Below are 14,772 nucleotides of genomic sequence, written 5' to 3'. Positions count from 1 at the left end.
CATGCAGACCGACCATCTCGACTGGTCCTTGCCTGCCCACCATCGCGGGACCCTGAGCGGCATGGATGCCGCGCCGGAGCCTACATGGACGTACTTGCGGCGTGTCCTGCGATGGTGGGAGGGCAAGGACCCTGCAGCCAGGTTACAGATCACTCCCTGCAACGCAGGCTCAGATCATCGGCTCTGCAAAGGACCTTCACCTTGGCAGCCGCCTGCACTGCACAGCCAACCCGCTAAATCCGGCATACCGCTCAGTCCTCGCCGATGTCCTCGTTCCACACATCCGGCTTGGCGGAAATATAGCCACCGAGCAGATCGATGCATTCCTGGCTCTGCAGATCGATCACGTTGACGCCGTGCTCGCGCAACCACGCGATGCCGCCCTGGAAGGTGACCGACTCGCCGACTACCACGGTGCCGATGTTGAACTGGCGCACCAACCCGCTGCAGTACCAGCACGGCGCCAGCGTGGTGACCATGATGGTGTCCTTATAACGGCGCTGGCGGCCGGCCTTGCGAAAGGCATCGGTTTCGCCATGCACGGACGGGTCGTTTTCCTGCACGCGGCGGTTATGGCCGCAGCCGAGCAGGCGCCCGTCGTTGTGATACAGCGCTGCACCGATCGGGATGCCGCCTTCGGCCAGGCCCTGGCGGGCTTCGGCAATGGCGGTGTCGAGCAGGGCGCGGTAGTCGGGGGTGGTGATCATGCGGACTCCAGGGTGGCCGCGCCGGCGGGGCGCAGCATGTCGAGATGGGGAATGCCGTCTTCCAGATACTGCGCCGATGAGGGCACAAATCCATGGGCGGCGTAGAGGGCGTGCAGGTGGGCCTGCGCACCCAGTTGAATCGCGCTGCCGGGCCAGTGCGCGTGCACGAGCCGGATGCCTTCGCGTAGCAGCGCATGGGCCAGGCCGGTGCCGCGCTGTGCGCCGGCGACGACCACGCGGCCGATGCTGGGCTCGGGGTAACTCAGCCCCGGCGGCAGCACACGCAGGTAGGCGACCAGCTCTCCGGTCTGCGTGCTGCCCAGCACATGCAGCACGCCGGGCTCGGTGTCCTTGCCATCCAGCTCGGGATAGGCGCACTGCTGTTCCACCACGAAGATATCCGTGCGCAGCCGCAGCAGCGCATACAACTGCACGGTGCTCAGTTGCGCAAAGCGCAGGTGCTGCCAGTGCAGGGGTGGCGTTGGTATGGAGGGCATGGGCGCATGATAGCGGCTGCTCCGCCTGCGGGCGGCAAGCGGCTGCGGCGCATGGGGGCTGCGCCGGTGACCGAAGCGCTCTGCACTGCAGTGCACGCATCTGGGTCCGCACGCCGTGCCTGTGCACGCGCGGTGCCGGCAGCCGCGCTCAGTCGCCTGCGCTGGCGGTATCGACCGCGACCACCACCGACATGCCCGGGCGCAGCCGCGGTGCCAGCGCCTGGCCGGGGTCGACGCTGATCCGCAGTGGAATGCGCTGGGCGATCTTGACGAAGTTGCCGGTGGCGTTATCGGCCGGCAGCACGCTGAATTCCGAGCCGGCGGCCGGCGAGATCTCCTGCACGCGACCCTGCAGGCGTGCGTTGTCCAGCGCGTCCACGGTGAAGCTGGCGCGCTGGCCCACGCGGATCTTTGCCATCTGGGTTTCCTTGAAGTTGGCCACGACCCACAGCGTGTCCGGCACCAGCGACATCAGTTGGGTGCCATTGGTGACGTAGGCGCCCTGGCGCACGCCGAGCTGACCAAGCTGGCCATCGCGCGGGGCCACGATGCGGGTATTGTCCAGATTGATCTGCGCCAGCTGCAAGGCGGCCTGTGCATTGGCAACGGCCGCTTCCAGCGCGGCGCGATTGACGGTGACGCTGCGCGCGTTCTCTTCGGCTGCCTGCACGGCAGCACGGGCCTGGGTGACGCCGGCATCGGCCTGCGCGCGTGCGGCAAAGGCCGTGTCGCGGTCCTGCTCGGAAACCAGCTTCTGGCTGGCCAGTTGTTGCGCACGTGCATACGCCGAGCGGGTACGGTCGCGCTGCGCCTGATTGCTGCTCAGCGCCGCACGTTGTTCGGCAATGGTGGCCTCGGCGCTATGCCGTTGCTGCTCCCAGTTGGCCAGGTTGGCCTGCGCGGTCTGCACTTGCGCCCTGGCCTGTTCGAGTTGCTGGGCGTAGATGCGGTCGTCGATGGTGGCCAGCAACTGGCCGTGTTTGACGTGGGCGAAATCCTGCACCGGCACGTCGGTGACGTAGCCGCTGACCTGCGGCGCGATGACCGTGATCTGGCCATGCACCATGGCATTTTCGGTGCGCTCCACGGCACTGACGAACGGCGGCAACTGCCAGGCGTAGAGCACCAGCGCCACGCCGATCAAGGCGAGCCCGCCAAAACCAATCGCGCCGGTGATGCGCCGGCGGCGCCTGCGTTGCTGATCGGCGACAGAGGGGGCTTCGGCAGGTGTATTCATGGGCGCACAGGGGAGGCAGGGGAAGGGGACGGCACGGACGGGCGCAGATAACGCCGCCACACCAGCACGGACAGGATCCACAGCCCGGTGGCGATGGCAATGCAGCCGATCAGCAGGAACACATCGTTGTAGGCAAGCACATTGGCTTCGCGCGTGGCCACGCTGCCCAGTGCACGCACGCCCTGCGCCTGGCGCAGCGCCGAGTCGCCGATGGCGCGCCCGTAGACGTTGGCGTATGCCTGCACGCGCGCGGCCACGTGCGGGTCGGTCAGCACCAGATGCTCGACCAACTGGCTGGAATGGTATTTCTCGCGTACCACCTGCACGGTGCCGAGCAGGGCGCTGCCGAGCAACCCGCCCATGTTCTGCGCCATGCCGAACAGCACGATGAAGCTGATCAGGTTGCCCGGTTGCGCAATGACCCGCCCGATCCCGGCCACCATGGCCGGGCCGATGAAGAACGTGCTGCCGAAGGCGAGCAGGAACTGGCTGACGTACATCTGTTCGGGGCGGGTGAGGCTGGTGGCATCGGCGTCCATGAAGCAGCCGATGCAGATGGCGGCCACCGCGATGATCAGGTGTTCGGCAACCCGCGCCGGGTTGATCAGCCACGCACTGGCGGCCACGCCCACCACCGCGCCCAGCAGCATCAGCGCAAACAGCGTCTGCAGCTGCACGTTGGCCAGGCCCAGGGTCTGAAAGAAGCCGATCGCGCCGGTGCTCTGTTCCGACAGCACCAGGCGGATCAGCAGGATGGCCAGCCCCAGCCGCAGCATGTCCGCGCTGGCTAGCCAGCGCGTGTTGATCATCGGGTTGCGGCGGTTATGTTCGATCCACGCTGCCAGGCACAGCAGCACGATCGAAGCCGCCAGCACCACGCCCAGCCACGGCGTACTGGTCCACCACAACAGCCGGCCCAGCGACAGCACCGCCGCCAGACCGGCCGCACCGGCGGCGAACAGGCTGAAGGTGAGGAAATCCAGCGGTTCGAATACCCGGTAACGGTCGCCCGGCGGCAGCTTGAGCGCCAGCACGCAGGCCAGCGCAAACACCGCCAGCCCGAACTCGAACAGATACAGCCCCTGCCACTGGCCAAATTCCAGCAGGTCGGTAGAAAACACCCGCGCCAGCGGCAACGCCAGCTGGGTGACGCCCAGCCCCAGCACCACGGCCTTGAGCCGGTATTTGCCCGGGAACGCCTGGATCACGTAATACAAGCCCAGCGAGCTGAGCGCGGCGCCGACCAGGCCGTGGGCGGCTCGCACGGTGATCGCCGAGCTCAGGCTGTGCACGAACAGATGCGCCAGTGCGATGGCCGCATACAGGGCCAGGAAGATCTCGGTGAAGCGGCGCAGCCCGAACTGCTGGCGAAACTTCACCAGCAACAGGTTCGCCGACATGTTGGTCATCACATAGGCGGCCGGCAGCCAGGCCATTTCGGTGGCGTAGGCGCCCAGCGCGCCCTGCAGGTAGGGCAGGTTGGCGGTGACCAGCGCATTGCTCAGGCCCCCGGTCAGCGCCACCATCACGCCGACCAGGCCGTACTGGATGCGGCGCCGGGTGGGGTGCAGCGGGGTGGAGGCCGAGCCCGGCAGGGTGGGCTTTTCGTGGGGCTGCCAGTCGCGCTGGGCGTACTTGTCACGCACGCAATGCTCGCAAGGCAGGGGCGGAAGAGTGCGCGATTGTGGTCCGGTTGCGGTCATGGTGGCGTCAGCAGTGCGATAATCCGGCCATGAGCGAATCCCCCTATACCTCCGGTACCACCCATTTCGGCTTTCGCGATGTCGCTGCCAAGGACAAGCAGAAGCTGGTCGGCGAAGTGTTCACCTCGGTCGCGCGCAACTACGACCTGATGAACGACCTGATGAGCCTGGGCGTCCATCGCGCATGGAAACGCTACTTCGTGGCGACCGCGCAGGTGAAGCCGGGCGACCGCGTGCTGGACCTGGCCGGCGGCACCGGCGACATCGCCGTGCTGCTCAAGGAGCGCGTGGGCGAAGAAGGCGCGGTGGTGCTGGGCGACATCAATGCCGGCATGCTGTCGGTGGGCCGCGACCGGCTCACCAACCGCGGGCTGGTGTCCGGGTTCGATTACGTGCAATGCAACGCCGAAGCGCTGCCGTTCCCGGACCAGAGTTTCGACCTGGTGACCATCTCCTTCGGCCTGCGCAACGTCACCGACAAGGACGCCGCACTGCGCGAGATGTACCGCGTGTTGAAGGTGGGCGGGCAGGCACGTGTGCTCGAGTTTTCCGAAGTGACCGCCGACTGCTTCAAGCCGATCTACGACTTCCACTCGTTCAAGATCCTGCCCAGGCTGGGCCAGCTGTTCGCGCGCGACGCCGACAGCTACCAGTACCTGGCCGAAAGCATCCGCAAGCACCCGCCGCAGGAATCGCTCAAGGGCATGATGGGCGAGGCCGGATTCGCGCGTTGCCATTACAAGAATCTGACCGGCGGCATCGTGGCCATCCACTCCGGTTACAAGATCTGACCACGCGCGCCGGGCCGCCGAGGCGGCGCGCGCATCGCGCGCCGCAGCCTGGATGAGCTGGCTCTGCTTGGGTTCGCTTGGCGCGCCCTGGCTGCTTGCGCAGGTGTGCGCACCAGCGGATTTCTGGGACGGTGGTCGCGTTGGCTCCACTGACTGTCGGCGACACTAGGCACCCCTTTGCCGGAGAGTTGGATGCGCTTGTACGCCGGGCTCTCGCGCGTGTTTCCCCGTTCCTTCAGCGCCAAGTTGCTGGCGGTGACCTTCATCGGGATCCACCTGCCGCTGCTGTTGTTGATCGCCTGGCTGGCCTCGCAGAGCGAGCTGGAAGGCCGCCCGCTGTGGTCGGTGATCATCGTGGCCTTGCTGGCCACCTTGGCAGGCACCGCGCTGACGCTCTCGGCGCTGTATCGCCTGCTTGCCCCGTTGCGCATCGCCGCCGACGCGCTGGACACCTACTACGCCGACCAACGTCTGCCCAGCCTGCCCGAGCATGGCGACGACGAACTGGGCCGGCTGCTGCGCGGCATCAACCGCAGTCTGCGTGGCATCGACGCGGGCATGCGCGATCTCAGGAAGCATGCGCTGTTCGACCCGCTGACCGAAGCGTTGAACCGGCGCGGTTGCGAACAGGCCATGCGCGATTCGGTCGCCGCCTCGCAGCGCGAAGGCTGGCCGTTCGTGTTGTTCGTGCTGGACATGGACAACCTCAAGCCGATCAACGACCGCTTCGGGCACCTGGCCGGCGACCGCGTGCTGGTGCGGCTGGTGGAATCGGCCTATGGCTGGCTGGGCGCGCAGGACTGGATCGGGCGCTGGGGCGGCGATGAATTCCTGATCGGCGTGCATGCCAGCGAAGACGAAGCCACGCTCAAGCTCAATCAGTGGCTGTCGATGCTTGAACGCGAAGACGGCGATGAAGCGCCGCTGCATCTGAGCGCCGGCAGCGCGGTCTGCGAACAGGGGCTGGACGCCACCGAACTGTATCGGCGCGCGGATGCGGCGATGTACCGCGCCAAGTTTTCCGGCGGGCGGCGGCTGGTGCGCGATGGCCACGACACCCCGCGCAGTCATCCAGTGACCTGAGCGCCGACGGCGCGGCAGCGCTGGCGTGAGCAAGCGCTGGCTGTCGGCTGCGCGCCCGCACCCGTTGGCACGGGCAGGCCGTGGCCTGGAGCGCTAAAATGCCCAATTCCCTCGCTGCGGTGCCGTCGATGCGCTTCACCTCCCTGTCGCTGTCCCTGGCCGTGTCCCTCGCACTGGCCGGCTGTTCCAATGAACCCACGCCGCCGGCTGCCACCACCGCCGCACCGGCCGCCACTGCCAAGGCCCCCGTGAAAGCAGACGCCCGCACCCACGACGAGAGCTCCTACGCCCAGCCGCAGCTGGTGGTCATCAAGGACCTGGCGCTGGACCTGAAGCTGGATTTCGATGCCAGGCAGATCGGCGGCACCGCCACCTACACGCTGCAGTGGAAGGACAAGGCCGCCAAGCAACTGGTGCTGGATACGCGCGAGCTGAGCATTGCGCAGGTGCAGGCCGACGATGGCAAGGGCGGTCTGTCGCCGTTGCAATTCGCACTGGCGCCGGCCGACAAGACCTTTGGCAGCAAACTCACCATCGAAGCGCCGACCCAGCCGGGCAAGGTCGTGATCACCTATCACACCGCGCCCACCGCCTCGGGCCTGCAGTGGCTGGAGCCGGCCATGACCGAAGGCAAGCAGCTGCCTTTCATGTTCAGCCAGTCGCAGGCGATCCACGCGCGCAGCTGGGTACCGCTGCAGGACACCCCGAGTGTGCGCTTCACCTATAGTGCGCATGTCACCTCGCGTCCGGACGTGATGGTGCTGATGAGCGCCGACAACGACCCGAAGGCCGCGCGCGACGGCGATTACAGCTTCAAGATGCCCGAGCCGATTCCGTCCTACCTGCTGGCAATTGCCGCCGGCGATGTGGTGTTCAAGCCGATCTCCGCACGCTCGGGCGTGTGGGCCGAACCGGCGATGGCCGACAAGGCTGCCAAGGAGTTCGAAGACACCGAGAAGATGATCGGTGCCGCCGAAAAACTCTATGGCCCGTATCGCTGGGGCCGTTACGACATGCTGGTGCTGCCGCCGTCGTTCCCGTTCGGTGGCATGGAAAACCCGCGCCTGACCTTCGCCACGCCCACCGTGATCGTCGGCGACAAGTCGCTGGTGTCGTTGGTGGCGCACGAACTGGCGCACAGCTGGTCGGGCAACCTGGTGACCAATGCCAGCTGGAAGGACATCTGGCTCAACGAAGGCTTCACCACCTACGTGCAGGGCCGCATCACCGAAGCGCTGTACGGCACCGAGATGGCCGAGATGGAGCGCGAGATCGACCAGGGCGATCTGCTGGCGGAAGTAAAGGACATGCCGCCGGCCGACCAGGTGCTGGAGTTGCCGCCGCTGGCGCAGCGCGACCCGGACGAGGCCTTGAGCCAGGTGGCCTACGTCAAGGGCGCGTGGTTCCTGCAGTTCCTGGAGCAGCGTTTCGGCCGCGAGGTGTTCGACCCGTTCCTGCGTGGCTGGTTCGACGATCACGCGTTCCAGAGCGCCACCACCGACCAGTTTGTCGATTACCTGCAGAAGAACCTGCTGGCCAAGCATCCCAACACGGTGAGCGCTGCCGAGGTGGATGCCTGGCTGAAGCAGCCGGGCATTCCGGCCTTCGCCGCCAAGGCGCGCTCGCGCAGCTTCTCCATCGTGGACACCGCGCGCATCGCCTGGAGCGGTAGCGGTACGCTGCCCAGCAAGCAGGTCACCGGCGAATGGGGCACGCAGGAGTGGGTGCATTTCCTCAGCGGCATGGGTGCCACCTTGAAGCCCGAGCAGCTCAAGCAGCTGGATGATGCGTATCACTTCACCGGCACGCCGAACGGCGAGATCGCGATGCGCTGGTATCCGCTGGCGATCCGCAGCGGCTACACCGACGCGCGCGCTGCCGCCGGTGAGTTCATCGAGCGCGTCGGCCGTCGCAAGCTGGTGCTGCCGATCTATACAGAACTGTTGAAGACCCCGGACGGCATTGCGTTTGCCGAACAGGCGTTCGAAAAGGCCAAGCCCGGTTACCACCCGATCACCACTGCGTCGGTGACCGAGATGATCGCCAAGGCCAAGGCGGCTGCGCCGCCGCAGCCGTAGTGGCAGCGGAGGGCGTCGCAGACGCCCTCCGTCGCTTCCATCGCCGCATCGTGCCTGCAACCACCCTCGTAGGAGCGCACTCGGGCGCGACAGGGCTTTCCCGGCGAAACCCCCGTCGCGCCCGGGTGCGCTCCTACGACGCGGGGTAGCTGATCGCGGGTGGTGCGGCAGGCTGGTACCGTTGCCGTTGCCGTTGCCATTGCGATGCCGTTGCCGTCCATGCCTTCCGGAAGCGACGATGCAGTCCCGCCGTGGTGCATGCTCGCCCGCCACTCCATCGCCGCATCGTGCCTGCAACCACCCTCGTAGGAGCGCACCCGGGCGCGACAGGGCTTTGCCGGTGAAACCCCCGTCGCGCCCGGGTGCGCTCCTACGGTGTGCGGCGGTTGATCGCGGGTCATGCGGACAGGCTGCTATCGTTACGGCTGCATTCGCCCCGGAGTCGACGATGAAGTATCTGCTGAGTGCGGCCCTGTGCGTCGCGGCCCTGACTGCCTGCACCGACCGCGAGGCGCAACGCAAGGCGCAGGAAACTGCACAGGCGCAGGCCAAGGAAACCCAGGCCGATGCGCTTGCCAAGCAATACGACGAAGCGGTCAAGGCGCAGAACTGGGACATGGCGCGCGCCCACGGCGCCGCCTTGCTCGAAGGCTATGCCGGCACTGCAGCCGCCACACGCATTGAGCCCGGCTATGCCGACATCAAGGCCAAGGGCGAGCAGGCGCGCGAACTGCGCCGCATGCAGGCGCTGTGGCAGTACTCGCAGGTGCCGGCCAAGGGTGGCACCCAGCGCTCGGCGATGATCGAGGCCAAGGAGCGCGTGGATGTGGATGGCAGTGGGCCAAAGCCGGTCAGCCTGGTGTTCCGCGATCATCCGCAGTGGAAGCGCCACAGCTATCTCGTGCTCAAGGCCGGCGACTTCAATTGCTACGCTGGCTGCAAGGTGCAGGTTGCGACCGACGGCGGCGCACCACGCGCGATGGCGGCGCATCGACCGGATACCGATGAAGCGATCGCCATGTTCATCGACGACGACAAGGCACTGTGGAAGCTGGTGCGCAACGCCAAGCGCATCAACATCGCCTTCCCGGTCAAGGCCGGCGGCACGCGGACCGCGGAATTCGAGGTGGGCGGGCTGGACACCACCCAGATGCCGGGCTGGAAATAACCCATGGACGGCGCGATTGCCGCACGCCTGCCGCTGTCTGCCTGCCGGCATTGGGTGTTCGACATGGATGGCACGCTGACCGAGCCGGTGCACGATTTTGCATTGATCCGACGCGCGCTGGAGATCCCGCCCGACGCGGACATCCTGCATCACCTGGCTGCATTGCCGGCCAATGAGTCGCAGGCCAAGCATGCCTGGTTGCTGGAGCACGAGCGTGCCCTGGCAGAGGCGGCACGCCCCGCGCCCGGTGCGCAGCAGCTGGTGCGCGCGCTGCAGGCCGATGGCTGCCGGCTTGGCTTGCTGACCCGCAACGCACGCAGCCTGGCGCAGGTGACATTGGAGGCGATCGGTCTGGCCGACGCCTTTGCGCCGGACGACATCGTCGGCCGTGACGAAGCGGCACCCAAGCCCGCGCCCGATGGCCTGCGCTATTTCCAGCGGCGCTGGGCAGTGAGCGCCGCGGCACTGCTGATGGTCGGCGACCATCACAACGACCTGGCCTGTGGCCGCGCCGCCGGCGCAGGCACCGTGCTGGTCAACACCCCGGGCGATCCCTGGCCTGGCCTGGCCGATTGGCGCCTGCGCGATTGCGCTGACCTGTTACAGCACTGGCAGGCCCGCGCTGGTCAGTAGTTTCGCTGTCTTCACTTGGCACGGCGGCATATCGTGTGGCGCTCGCGCATTGGGGGTTGACCCGATGTCGCGCCGACGCAGCTCGCCAATCCACTGCCGCGCGCCTTGCGGCATGGGTTCGGAGGGCTGCGATCGGTCAATCTGCGGCACTGTGTTGCAGCGCTGTGCTGCACAGCGCGCACTACATTGAGTTCCTGCAGCACACCTGCCCTCATCCGCCCTTCGGGCACCTTCTCCCGGTGGGAGAAGGGAGGCGTCTGATGCGGTGATTGAGACGCACTGCATTCTATCCCTGCAGCACACCTACCCTCATCCGCCCTTCGGGCACCTTCTCCCGGCGGGAGAAGGGAGCATCAGGTGCGGTGATCGAGACACACTGCATTGTGTCCCTGCAGCACACCTACCCTCATCCGCCCTTCGGGCACCTTCTCCCGGTGGGAGAAGGGGGCATCGTATGCGGTGATTGAAAGCGGTAGCGTTGCTGCTGGTGAGCAGAGCAAGCGCAAGCTGCAGCGCTCAGCAAGGTGCTAGAGCGCTCAGCACGGTGCTAGCCCCTCTCCCCGCGGGAGAGAGGTTGGGGTGAGGGTACGGGGTACGGCCCAGGCGCCGTCGGCACATCCTCAGTGCATCGCGCAAAGACGCTGCATGGTGCGTGCATCGTCGTGAGCAGTGCACCGTCTCCAACCGTCCAATGCCCGTTCTCATCCTTCATCGTTCTTGGCCTCCCGGCGGGCGAAGGTAGGCAACACTTTCCAACGATCCTGCGCAAGTGCTTGGGCACCGCGATAGCGCCACACCTTCACCCAACCGCACGCAGTGCTCCACCAGCGCGACAGCACGCCCGGCGCAAACTGTGCCAAATGCGTGACACCTGGCGTGCTGCGGCAACCACGCGTGCGCAACGCGCTGCCACTGCAAGGTGCTGCGACGCAACAGTGCGCTGGCACGCGCTGTGCTCTGTCGTCTCCCGGTACCCACCCGTTTGCGCCGTCGCTGCGCAGCAAGCGCGCGTGGCTCTTCGTTCGATTGGATTCTTCACCGAGAGGGGTAGACGCATATGCACCAATCTTCCTGTCGCCGCATCGGCAGCTCGGCGCTGCTGATGCTCGCGCTGAGCATCGTGTTGGCCGGTTGCAAGAAAGACACGCCGGCTGCCGATACCGCAACGCCCGCACCTGCCGCCGCACCCGCCGCGACGCCGGCCGCCGCCGTGGTCGGCACCGACGGCGAATTCACCGCCAACGCCAGCAATGCAGATAACTGGGGCGGCGTGGGGCGCGACTTCGCGCTCACCCGGCATAGCCCGTTGGCCGAGATCAATCGCGACAACGTCAAGAATCTGAAGATGTCGTGGGAGATGAAAACCGACGCAACGCGCGGCCACGAAGGCCAGCCGCTGGTGATCGGCAGCATCATGTACATGGTCAGTGCGTACCCGAACAATGTGTTCGCCATCGACCTCGCAGCGCAGGACGACGGTGGCAAGGTGCTGTGGAAGTACACCCCGCAACAGGACGAACGCTCGGTGGCGGTGGCGTGCTGCGACACGGTCAACCGCGGCGCCTCGTATGCCGATGGCAAGCTGGTGTTCGGCAGCCTCAGCGGCGATGTGATTGCGCTCGATGCCAAGACCGGCAAGGAAGTGTGGAAGCAGAAACTCGCGCACCCGGACAAGGGCGAAACCATCACCATGGCGCCGATCATCGCCGATGGCAAGGTGGTCGCCGGCATCAGCGGCAACGAGTTCGGCGTGCTCGGGCGCGTGGCCGCCTATAACCTGTCCGATGGCAAGCAGGCCTGGTCCTGCGATGCGGCCGGCACCGACAAGGCCATCTGCCTGGGTCCGGATTTCAACAAGGCCAATCCGCAGCATGGCCAGCTCGGCGATCTCGGGGTGAAGACCTTTCCCAACGACGAATGGAAGCGCGGTGGCGGTGCGGCCTGGGGCTGGTACAGCTACGACCCGAAGTTGAAGCTGGTGTACTACGGCACCGGCAATCCCGGCCTGTGGAGCCCGTCGTACCGCTGCGGCAAGACCACGCACGAGGAATGCAACAACGGCGAGCATGACAACAAGTGGTCGATGACCCTGTTCGCACGCAAGATCGATACCGGCGAAGCGGTGTGGGGCTATCAGAAGACCCCATTCGACCAGTGGGATTACGACGGCATCAACGAGCCGATCCTGGTGGACCTCACCATCGACGGCAAGCAGGTTCCGTCGGTGGTGCAGTTCGATCGCAACGGGTTTGCCTATGTGCTCGATCGTCGCGACGGCACGTTGTTGCGCGCGCATAAATTCGTGCCGGCCAACTGGGCCGAACGCATCGACATGAAGACCGGCCGCCCGGTCAAGGTGGCGGCGCATTCGCCGCTGGAACGCGGCAAGAAAGTGCAGGCGTTCCCGTCGGCGATGGGTGGCAAGGACCAGCAACCGTGCTCGGTGGACCCGGCCAACGCGGCGGTGTTTTTCTGCGGTACCAACAACTGGCACATGGAGCTGGAGCCGCAGGAGCGCGGCAATACCATGATGGGCCTGCCATACGTGTTCGCCAACGTGATGATGAAACCGAACGAGCCGGGTGCGTTGGGCATCGTCAAGGCGTTCGACGTGGTGGAAGGCAAATCCAAGTGGGAGATCAAGGAAAAGTTCCCGGTGTGGAGTGGCACCCTGGTGACCGATGGCGGGCTGGTGTTCTACGGCACGCTGGATGGCTGGTTCCGTGCGGTGGACAAGGACACCGGCAAGAAGCTGTGGGAGATGAAGCTGCCCTCCGGCATCATCGGCAACCCGATCGCCTACAAGGCCAACGGCCACCAGTATGTGGCGGTGTTCTCCGGCATCGGTGGCTGGATCGGCCTGCCGGTCGCAGCGGGGTTGGATCCGAGTGACCCGTATGGCGCACTGGGTGCGGCCGGGCTGGCGTTCGGGGCCGGCTTCGACAAGATTCCGCTTGGCGGCATGGTGCATACCTTCCGCCTGGATGGCGCCGGCAAGACCGTGTCGACCACCGCGACGGCCACCGCAGCGGCCGGGGGCGGCGGTACCGCCAACGCAGCAGCGAAGACGGCACGATGAGCTCCACGCACGGCGTCGGACGCGCATGTCGGCAGATGCCTGCCGGCGTGCGCGGCATGAGCGCGCACCTGCACACGGTGCTGCTGGTTTGCAGCCTCGGACTCGTCGCCGCAGGTTGCACACGCGAGCCGTCTTCACCGACGGCTCGCGTTTCTGACTCCGGTGCGGTTCCGGCCGCGGCGCCGGCACCCACCGCGCCACCGGCATCCACTGCAGCGTCGGTGTCTGCGCCGCCGCCCACGCCCGATCCAACGGTGCTGCGGGTATGTGCAGACCCGGGCAACATGCCGTTGTCCAACCAGGCCGGCGAAGGCTTCCAGAACAAGATTGCGCAGGTGGTGGCCGCTGCCATGGGCCGGCGGCTGGAATACGAGTGGCGCACCTATTACCAGCGCGGGCTGGCGCGCAGCACCATTAATGCCGGCCGCTGCGATCTACTGATGGACCTCAACAGCGATTTCGAGCAGGGGTTGACCACGCGCCCGGTGTATCGCTCGGCCTATGTGCTGGTGACGCGCAAAGGCCTGAACCTGGTACCGACCTCGCTGGACGACCCCGCACTGAAGAAGCTGCGGCTGGGCGTGTTCCAGAGTTCGCCGGCGCGCCAGGCGCTGTACGAACACGGCGTCAGCGGCGAGGTGCAGTACCTGTTCTACGACTCGGCCACCGCACCGGAAGAACATCCCGGCAAGCTGGTGGAGCGGGTGGCTGCCAATGCACTGGATGCGGCCGAATCCTGGGGCCCGGTGGCCGGCTATTACGCGGCGCGCAGCGGGCTGGGCGTGGTGCCGTTGAACACTATCGACGATGCGGTGCTGGAGTATTCGATGGCGTGGGCGGTGTCGCGCAAGAACGCGCAGCTACGCGATGCATTGAACAAGGCGCTGCAGGACAACGCCGCAAAGATCGCCGAGATCCTGCAGGGCTATCACGTGCCGCTGGTCCGTTGCAGCGACTGCATCGTGGCTGGCGATCTGCCGTCGCATGGGCCTTACACCACACCGGCCCCCGCATCGACTGCGCGCAGTCCTGCCGCTTCGTCGCAGGAACTGGCGCAGCTGCAGCTGCGCATCGCGGACGGCGCCAACCCCAACCAGGAACTGGCGCATGCGCTGGATGCCGGCGATGCGCTCCGTGCGGCCTGGTTGCTGCGTCACGGCGCCGACGCCAACACGCCCAACCTGCTCGGCGAGCCGCCGCTGCATCAGGCCATTCGTAACCAGGAACCGGATCTAGTCGGTCTGCTGCTGGATGCCGGTGCACGGCTGGATGCGCGCGATGCCAGCGGCTGGACCCCCTTGATGAAGGCAGCCTGGGCCAACGATGCCGACAGTGTCAGCCGCCTGCTGCGCAAGCGCGCGCCGGTGGACACCGTGTCTGGCGATGGCTGGAGCGCGCTGGATCTGGCGGTGTCCTACGCCGACGCCGAGGTGGTGCAGGCACTGCTTGCTGCCGGCGCAAATGCACGGCGCGCCAACGCCACTGGGTTTACGCCGGTGATGTTTGCAGTGGCACGCGACGACCCGGCCATTCTCGACGCGCTGCTCGCGCGCGACGCCGACGTGGGGCGCGCCAATCAGGCCGGTGTCACCGCCTTGATGCTGGCCGCAGCGGCCGGACGCGAGGACGTCGCAAAGCGTCTGCTGGCGGCCGGTGCCGACCCGGCGGCACGCAACCGCGATGGCAAGACCGCCGCGACATTGGCACAGGACCGCGGCGATACCGCGCTGGCTTCGCTCCTCAACGAGGCCAGGCGCCCTGCCAGACGCTGACCGTTTCATCCGCCGCGTGCACGG

At 66.6% G+C, this 14,772-nt stretch carries 11 protein-coding genes; 7 read left to right on the top strand and 4 right to left on the bottom strand.

Features of this window, described 5'->3' with window-relative positions; all coding sequences use genetic code 11:
- Nucleotides 1-251: 251 nt before the first annotated feature.
- From ABQZ09_RS18640 to ABQZ09_RS18625, 4 genes are all read right to left on the bottom strand, one after another.
- Entirely contained in the window at nucleotides 252-707 is a 456-nt protein-coding gene (locus tag ABQZ09_RS18640) for a nucleoside deaminase (protein WP_184553054.1), read from the bottom strand.
- Nucleotides 704-1,204: a GNAT family N-acetyltransferase gene (locus tag ABQZ09_RS18635; protein ID WP_349777607.1), complete on the bottom strand. Its 501-nt coding sequence runs from the start codon at nucleotides 1,202-1,204 to the stop codon at nucleotides 704-706. The genes ABQZ09_RS18640 and ABQZ09_RS18635 overlap by 4 nt, the downstream gene beginning before the upstream one ends.
- Nucleotides 1,205-1,352: 148 nt before the next feature.
- Nucleotides 1,353-2,441, bottom strand: coding sequence for an HlyD family secretion protein (locus tag ABQZ09_RS18630; protein ID WP_349777606.1), 1,089 nt, complete (start codon nucleotides 2,439-2,441; stop codon nucleotides 1,353-1,355).
- Nucleotides 2,438-4,087, bottom strand: a complete 1,650-nt coding sequence (locus ABQZ09_RS18625; protein ID WP_349777605.1) for an MFS transporter — start codon at nucleotides 4,085-4,087, stop codon at nucleotides 2,438-2,440. Before ABQZ09_RS18625 ends, ABQZ09_RS18630 begins: the two co-directional genes overlap by 4 nt.
- Before the next feature lie 86 nt (nucleotides 4,088-4,173).
- Here ABQZ09_RS18625 and ubiE point away from each other — a divergent pair, with 86 nt between their 5' ends.
- The 7 genes from ubiE to ABQZ09_RS18590 all read left to right on the top strand — a co-directional run bounded on the left by ubiE (nucleotide 4,174) and on the right by ABQZ09_RS18590 (nucleotide 14,748).
- A complete protein-coding gene (gene ubiE, locus ABQZ09_RS18620; RefSeq protein WP_349777604.1) occupies nucleotides 4,174-4,935 on the top strand; it encodes a bifunctional demethylmenaquinone methyltransferase/2-methoxy-6-polyprenyl-1,4-benzoquinol methylase UbiE in 762 nt (253 codons plus the stop codon).
- A 192-nt stretch (nucleotides 4,936-5,127) separates the two neighbouring features.
- Nucleotides 5,128-6,018: a GGDEF domain-containing protein gene (locus ABQZ09_RS18615; protein WP_047697202.1), complete on the top strand. Its 891-nt coding sequence runs from the start codon at nucleotides 5,128-5,130 to the stop codon at nucleotides 6,016-6,018.
- 128 nt (nucleotides 6,019-6,146) lie between these two features.
- Nucleotides 6,147-8,096 carry a M1 family metallopeptidase gene (locus ABQZ09_RS18610; protein WP_349777623.1) on the top strand — a complete coding sequence of 650 codons (1,950 nt, stop codon included), beginning with the start codon at nucleotides 6,147-6,149 and terminating at the stop codon, nucleotides 8,094-8,096.
- Nucleotides 8,097-8,544: 448 nt separating this feature from the next.
- Entirely contained in the window at nucleotides 8,545-9,264 is a 720-nt protein-coding gene (locus ABQZ09_RS18605; protein WP_039413107.1) for a hypothetical protein, read from the top strand.
- 3 nt (nucleotides 9,265-9,267) lie between these two features.
- Nucleotides 9,268-9,897: an HAD family hydrolase gene (locus ABQZ09_RS18600; RefSeq protein WP_349777603.1), complete on the top strand. Its 630-nt coding sequence runs from the start codon at nucleotides 9,268-9,270 to the stop codon at nucleotides 9,895-9,897.
- Nucleotides 9,898-10,954: 1,057 nt separating this feature from the next.
- Nucleotides 10,955-12,976, top strand: a complete 2,022-nt coding sequence (locus tag ABQZ09_RS18595; RefSeq protein WP_349777602.1) for a methanol/ethanol family PQQ-dependent dehydrogenase — start codon at nucleotides 10,955-10,957, stop codon at nucleotides 12,974-12,976.
- Complete coding sequence (locus tag ABQZ09_RS18590; protein WP_349777601.1) at nucleotides 12,973-14,748, top strand: quinoprotein dehydrogenase-associated putative ABC transporter substrate-binding protein; 1,776 nt, start codon at nucleotides 12,973-12,975, stop codon at nucleotides 14,746-14,748. Before ABQZ09_RS18595 ends, ABQZ09_RS18590 begins: the two co-directional genes overlap by 4 nt.
- Nucleotides 14,749-14,772: the final 24 nt, after the last annotated feature.

The organism is Xanthomonas sp. WHRI 6106 (genome assembly GCF_040202405.1).
Lineage (GTDB): Bacteria > Pseudomonadota > Gammaproteobacteria > Xanthomonadales > Xanthomonadaceae > Xanthomonas > Xanthomonas cannabis.
The sequence above is the reverse complement of the archived record's forward strand: the minus strand, read 5'-3'. Positions and strand labels throughout refer to the sequence as shown.

Coding starts and splice junctions, on each gene's coding strand:
- ABQZ09_RS18610 (WP_349777623.1), top strand. CDS start 6,147: ATGCGCTTCACCTCCCTGTCGCTGTCCCTGGCCGTGTCCCTCGCACTG.
- ABQZ09_RS18640 (WP_184553054.1), bottom strand. CDS start 707: ATGATCACCACCCCCGACTACCGCGCCCTGCTCGACACCGCCATTGCC.
- ABQZ09_RS18630 (WP_349777606.1), bottom strand. CDS start 2,441: ATGAATACACCTGCCGAAGCCCCCTCTGTCGCCGATCAGCAACGCAGG.
- ABQZ09_RS18590 (WP_349777601.1), top strand. CDS start 12,973: ATGAGCTCCACGCACGGCGTCGGACGCGCATGTCGGCAGATGCCTGCC.
- ABQZ09_RS18600 (WP_349777603.1), top strand. CDS start 9,268: ATGGACGGCGCGATTGCCGCACGCCTGCCGCTGTCTGCCTGCCGGCAT.
- ABQZ09_RS18635 (WP_349777607.1), bottom strand. CDS start 1,204: ATGCCCTCCATACCAACGCCACCCCTGCACTGGCAGCACCTGCGCTTT.
- ABQZ09_RS18605 (WP_039413107.1), top strand. CDS start 8,545: ATGAAGTATCTGCTGAGTGCGGCCCTGTGCGTCGCGGCCCTGACTGCC.
- ABQZ09_RS18615 (WP_047697202.1), top strand. CDS start 5,128: ATGCGCTTGTACGCCGGGCTCTCGCGCGTGTTTCCCCGTTCCTTCAGC.
- ABQZ09_RS18595 (WP_349777602.1), top strand. CDS start 10,955: ATGCACCAATCTTCCTGTCGCCGCATCGGCAGCTCGGCGCTGCTGATG.
- ubiE (WP_349777604.1), top strand. CDS start 4,174: ATGAGCGAATCCCCCTATACCTCCGGTACCACCCATTTCGGCTTTCGC.